The organism is Phycisphaerae bacterium, assembly GCA_012729815.1.
GTDB lineage: Bacteria > Planctomycetota > Phycisphaerae > JAAYCJ01 > JAAYCJ01 > JAAYCJ01.
In genome coordinates, this window is sequence record JAAYCJ010000215.1 from 1 (window position 1) to 8,013 (window position 8,013).

Annotated in this window: 7 protein-coding genes; 3 read left to right on the plus strand and 4 right to left on the minus strand. The window is 63.6% G+C overall.

Annotated features, from left to right (window positions below; all coding sequences use genetic code 11):
* Positions 1 to 1,346 (minus strand): PKD domain-containing protein (locus GXY33_14215; GenBank protein NLX06288.1); only part of this gene is annotated, 1,346 nt, incomplete at its 3' end.
* A gap of 43 nt (positions 1,347 to 1,389) precedes the next feature.
* On the opposite strand from GXY33_14215, the gene GXY33_14220 reads away from it, so the two are divergent.
* Together GXY33_14220 and GXY33_14225 are read left to right on the plus strand one after the other, a co-directional pair.
* The gene (locus GXY33_14220) at positions 1,390 to 1,995 is read left to right on the plus strand and encodes an HAD family hydrolase (protein NLX06289.1); all 606 of its coding nucleotides are present in this window, start codon (positions 1,390 to 1,392) and stop codon (positions 1,993 to 1,995) included.
* Positions 1,996 to 2,000: 5 nt separating this feature from the next.
* The gene (locus GXY33_14225) at positions 2,001 to 2,996 is read left to right on the plus strand and encodes an amidohydrolase (GenBank protein NLX06290.1); all 996 of its coding nucleotides are present in this window, start codon (positions 2,001 to 2,003) and stop codon (positions 2,994 to 2,996) included.
* A 10-nt stretch (positions 2,997 to 3,006) separates the two neighbouring features.
* Here the strand turns inward: GXY33_14225 and GXY33_14230 are convergent, their stop codons facing one another.
* The 3 genes from GXY33_14230 to GXY33_14240 all read right to left on the minus strand — a co-directional run bounded on the left by GXY33_14230 (position 3,007) and on the right by GXY33_14240 (position 7,232).
* Positions 3,007 to 4,764, minus strand: coding sequence for a family 10 glycosylhydrolase (locus tag GXY33_14230; GenBank protein NLX06291.1), 1,758 nt, complete (start codon positions 4,762 to 4,764; stop codon positions 3,007 to 3,009).
* A gap of 224 nt (positions 4,765 to 4,988) precedes the next feature.
* Positions 4,989 to 5,189, minus strand: a complete 201-nt coding sequence (locus GXY33_14235; GenBank protein ID NLX06292.1) for a hypothetical protein — start codon at positions 5,187 to 5,189, stop codon at positions 4,989 to 4,991.
* A gap of 243 nt (positions 5,190 to 5,432) precedes the next feature.
* Complete coding sequence (locus tag GXY33_14240; protein NLX06293.1) at positions 5,433 to 7,232, minus strand: 4Fe-4S binding protein; 1,800 nt, start codon at positions 7,230 to 7,232, stop codon at positions 5,433 to 5,435.
* Positions 7,233 to 7,571: 339 nt separating this feature from the next.
* Here GXY33_14240 and GXY33_14245 point away from each other — a divergent pair.
* A partial coding sequence (locus GXY33_14245; GenBank protein NLX06294.1) for a transposase occupies positions 7,572 to 8,013 on the plus strand: 442 nt, incomplete at its 3' end.

Consider the following 8,013-nt stretch of genomic DNA (forward strand, 5'->3'; position numbering starts at 1 on the left):
AGCCGGTCATCCTGGAGGACCGCCTGTCCCGTCCGGATCGCCAGATCGGGCCGTTCCACCAGAAGGTAGAGCCTCATCAAGCCGAGAGCCTGCACCATCGGGAGCTTGGCGAAGTCGTACGTGCTCAACACGGCCAGATAGTCCCGAACGCTCACCGGCTCAGCACGCCAGTCGGCGAGGTTGGGACCGACGTAGACCTTCGCCTTGGTCTCGGCTGAGCGAAGTCCCGCCCGAATTCTCAAGGTCACATCAAAGATGCCCTGATTTAGGTAGACATGCCTGACCTTCTGGCCTTCGAGGGTCTGGCCGTCGCCGAAGTCCCAGATGTACTCGACCTTCCGCTGCCGCTCCGGCGCCACCGCTTGGAATTCGTAGAGGTAGATCTCCCAACTGTCGACGACCGCGAACGACTCTTGGCGGTAGGCGAAATCGGCCACAAAGGAGCGTCCCTGCATCTCAACCCGCCCCACCTCGGTCGAGGCCGTCGGCAAAAAGTCGTTGGGCGAGATCACATGGATGTAGCGTGCCGCCGGCGGGCCCCACGCCGCCACCGCCCCGCCCTGGTTGCTCAGGTTCACGTGGTAGAGCTTCAGCTCGTGGACGCCGGCGTCCAGGTCGATCGTTCCCTGATGCCGGACATCGCCGACCCAGCCGTGGCGACCGGGCCAGGCGACCACCTCCTTGCCGTCGATCCGCAGCACGCTCGCATCGTTGGTGCTGATGGCGAACCGATACGCGCCGGGACTGCGGCACAAGAGGTAGCCGGTGTACAGGTTGCAGGTCTGGTTCTGCGGGCCCAGGATGTTTCGAGGAACGGAGATCGTAGGCAGAAACGTTCGGCCGACCAGGTCGCCCGCCTTCTGCTCGACCGTCTCGACGATGGCCGCCGGCGTGTTGATGGCGCCGCTCTTGTACGTCCAGGTCTCCAGAAGCAGCCCGGTGGTCGGTCGCCAATCGTGCTCTTCCTTCGCCGCCTGCGGATTGCCGTAGTAGAGGTAGTATCGCTGCGTACCGCTCCCGCTGACCGGAAAGGCCACTCGCGCCAGATCGCCCGGTCCGATGCCCAGGATCATCAGCGGTCGTGGGCGATTGTCGGGCCCGACGATGCGCAGGTCCCCGCCATCGGGTTTAGCATGGCCGAAGGTCACCACCGAGACGGCTGCCGCCTGACGGTCGTCGCGCAGCTTGAGTTCCGTGAACGGCTCGGAATTCGCCTGGACGAGGATTTCACGGCGAAAAGACCAGCGGCGGTTCCACCACGATTGATCGGCCATCGCGGACGAAGGAATCAGCACCACCATCGCCGCTGCGAACCATTTGCCGATTGTCCCGGGCCGGTTTGCCATGCTATATTTATCTTATTCCCCGTGACACTTAAGACAACGGAAAATGAACGAGATCAAAGCGGTCATATTCGATCTGGACGGCACGCTGATCAGCCTGGAGGTTGATTTCAACGACCTGCGCCGGCGGCTCGGGATACAACATGGGCCGGTGTGGGAGGCCATTCTGGAGATGGAGGGCGAGGACCGCTGCCAAGCTGAGCGGTTGCTGCTCGATACCGAACTGGCCGGGGCGCAGCGGTGCCGGGTCATGCCCGGGGCCAGGGAGCTTCTGGCCCAACTCGACGCGGTGGATATCCCCTGCGGCATCCTGACCCGCAACTGCCGAGAGGCGGTGCGGATCGTTTCGGATCGTCACGGGTTCACCGTCGAAGCCGTTCTGGCCCGCGGCGATGCCCAGATGAAACCCAAGCCGGACGGCGTGATCGAACTGGCCCGCCGGCTCGACGTTCCGCCGCACAACGCCCTGGTCGTGGGCGACTACCTCTTCGACGTCGAAGCCGGCCGTCGCGCCGGTTCGACCACCGCCCTGTTCATCGAGGACCGCCCAACCCCCGACTACGCCCATATCGCCGACTACGTGATCCGCGACCTGCTGGAGGTGGTCCAGATTATCGCCCGTCACAACGGCCATGGGACAAAGGATGCCTGATCGCCATGAACTGGATGACCACCGACGACGATCGCGAGTGCTTTGACAGATACCTCAATGATTTCGTACCCGACCGCGTCTACGACGTGCACGCCCACCTCTGGCGGAGACAGGACTGGGGCGACGATCCGCCGCTGATCGTCCAAGCGGCGCCGGTTGAGGTCGGCCTCGACGTGTATCGCAAGGCCATCGGCTGGATCCTGCCCGATCGTAAAGTCCACGGCCTGCATTTCGCCTTCCCAGCCGTCTTTCCCACCGACACCGCCAGCCAGAACCGATGGGTCGCCGAGCAGATTCGCCGCGATCCGCTGGCCCGCGGCCAGTACTTCGTGCGGCCGGACGACGATCCGGACTTCACCGCGGCGGAGGTCAAACGTCTTGGCCTGCGCGGCTTTAAGGTCTTCACCGGCTTTCTGAACCGCCCGGACAAGGAGAACGCCGAGATTCCCGAGTACTTTCCGGAATGGATCGCCCGGCTGGCCGATCGTGAGGGCTGGACGGTCACACTGCATCAGCACCGCTCGCGGAGTTTGGCCGATCCGTCGAATATCCACTGGATCAACCACTACTGCCGCAACTATCCGAACATGCGGCTGATCCTCGACCACTGCGCCCGCGGCTTTAACCCATATCACCTGATCGAGGGGCTGCGGCGTCTGGAGCGCCATCCCAACCTGTACGTGGACACCTCCGTCGCGTGCAATCCGCTGGCGGTGATCGCGTGCCTGCAGTTCTTCGGCGCCAAAAACGTCCTCTACGCCTCGGACTTCTTCTGTTCCCACCTTCGCGGCACGAACTTCCCGGTCGGCGACTCGTTCATGTGGCTGGACGAGGATGCGCCGATCTGGGACGGTGTGGCGTACGGACGGCGGCCGGTGCTCATCGGCTTGGAGAACCTGCGGGCGGTGCGCTGCGCGTTCGAGGTCCTGCGGCTCTCCGATCGCGACGTCGAGGATTACTTCTGGAACAACGCCGCCGAATTGCTGGGAGTCCAGGGTTAGTGCCGGCAACTCACGGCCGGTCGAACCGCACCGCGTTCGGCGGATCGCCGGCCATGGAACTGACCCGCGTGCCGAACTCACGATCCAGCATGGCGCGGTCGCCGATGTGCTTGAGGACATTCCATCGCGCCCGGCGCACCGGGGCCTCGCCCATCTCCCAGACGTCGACCGAATCCGCCCCCTGCCGGTACAGGTCATGGGCTTCGCGGAGGATCCGCCAGGCGTCGATCTCGCCGAACGGCACCAGGTCCGTCCGGCCCTCGCCGACGTCGGTGAAGTACACGCTCCAGTCGTAGCCGCGCGGCAACACAGCCGGGTGATACTGCCCGATGGACGGGGCCAGTTCGATGCGGCGGCGGGCCTCGCCGAGCTCTTCGTAAACGTGGTCCAGGAACATCGGCCGATAGTCGCGGCGAAACGACGGCGCGATCACGTCGACCAGCCCCTCCTGGGCCCAGCGCCGAATGTCGAAGCCGTACAGGAAGTTCGCCGGAGTCGTCCGGGCGCCGAACTCCTTGCCGGCCAGAATGCTCCAGTCGCCCGAGACTTGAACGGCGATCTTGATCTCGCGGCCGACCTGCCGGCCGATCGCGTTGGTCTGCTCGCGGAAACGCCGCATGAACGCGGTCAGATGATCGCAGCGAAACCGGTACCACTCCGGCGGCGGCTGGTCGCCGGCACAAGGGTCGATGCCGTATTGCTCGCGAAACTGGGCGACTGCGTGGGGGGCGAAATCCCAGAGCACGTCGGCCTCGCACATGAGATTCAGATGAATGCCCGGCGGCCCCTTGCGGGCGACCTCAGCCAGCAAATCGAGCTTGTACTGCTCCCAGCCGGGATGAAAGTGGCTGAACCAGTGGCTGCACACCTGCCCGCGGCGGTCCACGTGCCGCCATTCGGCATGCGCGTCGGTGATGGGCGAGTTGAAGTCGTAGCCGAAACCGCCCGCGTAGTCGGCGGGGTAGTCCTGCTGAATGCGGAACGACGGCCACAACTCCATGCCGTTCTCGTCGGCGAAGCGGATCAGCACGTCCAGCGGATCGTAGCCCTGCTCTTCGGCCGCCAGAAAGGCCAGCCGGCAGCGGCGATTGACATCCGAGTTCAGTCTCTCCGGCGGCTGATCCTGCCCGAGGTAGTAGCCCACCTTACTCAGCCACAGTACCCGCATGGTCGTGCACGTGCAGCCGAAGTGCAGCCGCTTGAAATCACTGCCCGCAAACCCCGCAATCATGGCCCGCACTTCATCCGGGCTCGTCGGACAATTGGCCCCGATGGCCTCATGGCCGTCGATCACCGCGCCCGCCGTCCGCGTCGGAGAGTTCTGGATCTCCCGGAGCCGCCGCTGCGCCTCCGCCTCCGAAATCTTCACCAGCCGAACGTAGGCGATCTGCGACCGGTGCGACGTCCAGCGCCGCTCGAAACCCGGCATCGGCAGAATCTCGAGCGACCGGCCGGTCAGGTCGGCGATCTTCCAGAACGCCTCTTCACCGCTCCCGCCGTCCCAGTCCCACCGCACCGTGGTTTCCACCCAGTCGAACCACGGCTCGCCCGAGAGCCGCACGCGGACCCCGGAATCACCCCAGAAACCCAGGTGAATCTCATGCCACCCCCCTGCTGACGTCGGCACCGTAACCGGTGTGCCGTGTCCTTCAGCCAAACGGAGCATCCAGCCCTCGCGGCCGTTGCGAACGTACGGCACGAACTCCAGCCCGTCACGCCCCTGCCCAACCGTCCGAAAGTCCGCAATCCACGTTTCCGACTGCGCCATGGGCCACTCTCCGCCGGTGGATATCGTGCCGACCGGACCGCCGGTCGGCGTGAGGTTCAGAGAATACCGTCAGCATGGTGCGGTGTCCACCCCGAAGAATCATCCACACAGGTCGGGTGGAGGCAGCAGGGCGGATCGCGATGCGGCCCTTGGCGAGGCTTCCGATGGAAAGCGGCGAGAAGAGACAGGTCACGATCCGTCCCGAACAGATACGTCGGCGGCCATCAGGAGCAGACGACCGCCGACGAGCCTTCCGCCGGCGCTACGCTTTCCAGCGTCGGCAACCGCTCGATGTTGACAGAATTACACCGTTTGCACCGCAACGCGGTCCGCCCGATCAACTCCATCCAGTGGAAGGTCATCTCCCGCCGACAGTCCCAGCACCACATGGTGGCCGTTTCGTTCTCGCGTGGTCTGGTGCGCATCGTTCTGTTACCTCTGTTTTCGGCTTCGGTACAGGACTTTGACGTGATAACGACATTCTATCACAGGATCGGGCCAGAGCATTGTTAGGATTGTATTAGGGGCGGGCTTGTGCCGTCAGGACGCCTCGCCGCGTCACGGCGAGAACTGAAAACAAACCGGAGCCCCGACGTGCATCGGGACTCCGGTGATCGCCTTTCCCGCTCAATGCGACGCAGGCGATATCGCCAATGCAGCAATGACCGTCACTCGCCGAACGCGCTCTTTTCGGCGATCCGCTCGATCGAACCCTCATCCGCCATGGTTTGGACGGCCTTCATGACCTCCCGCGCCAGATTCACCGACTGCGCGTTCTGGTCGTGCGCGTCGCTGATCTGGCTCACCACGTCGCCAAAGGTCCTGATAAACCGTTCGATGTACGGGCCGATCTTCTCAGCCTCTTCGTGCGAATTGATCGCAAGGCCCTTGACCTCATTGGCCACCACGGCGAACCCACGCCCGGCTTCTCCGGCATGCGCCGCTTCGATCGACGCGTTCAGCGCCAGCAGATTGGTCTGGAACGCGATGTCCGAGATCGCCCGGGCGATCGGCTGAAGTTCCGCCGTGGTCGCCGCCAGTTCGTCGGCCTGCTGTCGCAACGTCGAGAAGGCCTCCTGCTGGGTCTCAGCCGTATGGACGACCTTCATGATCTGCTCGACCGAGGTTTCGGCCAGTTCCTTGTTCCGCTGCTGGAATTCCTTGACCAGCGCCAAGCGGTAGTGCTGGCAGTTCTCGGGCTTGTTCAGCCCGTTGTGGATCGCCACCGCCATTCGCTCGCACGTGCCGTAGCCGCAGGCCGAACAGTCCAGAAAGTCGGCCTTCTCGTATTTCCGCATCCTGCGGTAGATCGCCTGCTTCTGCTGCTCAGTCGGAAACGCGTACCGCCGGTTGCTCGAAAGGTTCAGATACGACCGGTCGTACAGGCCCGGCTCCCAGTGCTTCATGATGTTCCTGACGACTCGCTTCTGGAGATGTTTGTCGGATTGGGCGAACTTGCCCGCGTATCGCGCACGCATCTCCTCGTTTCGCCGCTCGATGAGCCATTCGACTTCGTCCGGGCTTTTCTCGGCCGAATTCGTGCCCGTCCCACCGTTGCACCCCATATCGCAGTTGAGGCAATCCACCAGTTTCGGGGCCGTGCCTTGACGGATCATCTCCGGTAGCTTGCGCAGGTAGTCGTAGATGACGTGCGGGCCCTCGATCTTCCGCGTGATGCCGCGAACGTCCTTGGACCATCGCTCAGCCGTTCGCATCAGGCCGCCCGGCGTGCTGAACAGCACCGCCCGCTCGGAGGGAGGATTGTCGAACTCCTCTTCCGGATAGTCCGCCAGACGTACGCCTCGATTCTTGAAGTACTCCGTCAGCCGGGAATACGTGACGTTGTAATCGCCGTAGCCCGTCTCGTCGAACTCCCGCCGCTTGGCGATGCACGGACTGAGCACCACGAACCGATGGTCGCGATACTTCTTGTAGTACCGACGGACCATTTTCATCGTGTGGACCATCGGGCTGTCAGCCGGGGCCAGGTGTTCCAGCAATTCCGGCTGATAGACCTGCATGTAAGTGACCAGCGCCGGACACGGCTGGGCGATGACGCACTTGGGGCTGTTGGCCTTGATATGCTGAAGATAGCTCTGGACCGTCAACTCGGCGCCGAAGCTGACGTCGAAGACGGCTGAGACGCCCTCGGCCTTGAGCCAGCCGTTGAGGTTCTGGTACTCGCCCGGAAAGTTGGCGGCAACCGCTGGGGCGACGATCGCCACCATCGGCACGCCACGCCGCAGATCCGAGAGAAAAGCCTCCAGATCGTCGACGGGCTGCCGCGCCCCGTGTTTGCAGACCCGGATGCAGCTGCCGCATCCAATGCAGAGATTGTCGTTGATCGTCACGTGATCTCCGCTGCCGTCATTGCAGAGTTTTACCGGACAGGCGCTGATGCAGGCATGACAATTCACGCATTTGTCTGCGCGCACCTCGACCACCTTGGCAAGCGATAGCTGACCCATGTCATTCTCCCACTGCTATAAAGGCGCTGCCCACGGATGCACTGGATGTATCGAAAAGAAACCGAAGGCACTTTAGAAATATTGCCGGCAATCACAATTCCGCGCCGCGCCATCCCCTCATAACCATAGCTACGCCAACGCCTTGTGCGGCCTTGGTTTCAGGGCGATGGAAGGGTAATCCATGCGGACGGACGGGACCGAAACCGTGGAACCAATGGCCCGGTTGGACTCGAACCGGGGGAGCACGGTTCGGACGTAAACGGCGTCACAGCAAGGGACTTACGGCAAAACGGCGAGCCGGGCGACGCGGCGGGGCTGGTCCCGCTGGACGACTGGCATGTGGTCCAGCAGATCGAGTTGGTCGAGCGTCCCTTCGAGATCACCGAGCACCGGGCGCGGAAGTATCTGGACCAGCGCACGGGCCGGATGGTGCTCGCCCCGCTGCCGCCGGAAGTGGCCGCCGGCGGGTTGGTGGGGTCGAAGCTCTCGGCGTTGATCGCGTATCAGAAGTCGGCGTGCCATATGTCGTACGCCACGGTCCAGACGTTTCTCAAGGATGTCTTGGGCCTGTCGCTGAGCACCGGTCAATTGGCCAGGGTGATCCAGAAGGCCTCGGCGGCCCTGACCGGGCCGTACGACGAACTGGCGGGGGCGTTGGCGAAGCAGGCGTATCTGGGGATCGACGAGACGGGCCACCCGGAGAACGGGGCGAACCTCTGGACCTGGTGCTTCCGGGCCGATGGCTTTGCCGTGTTTCGCATCGATCCCTCGCGGGGTTCGG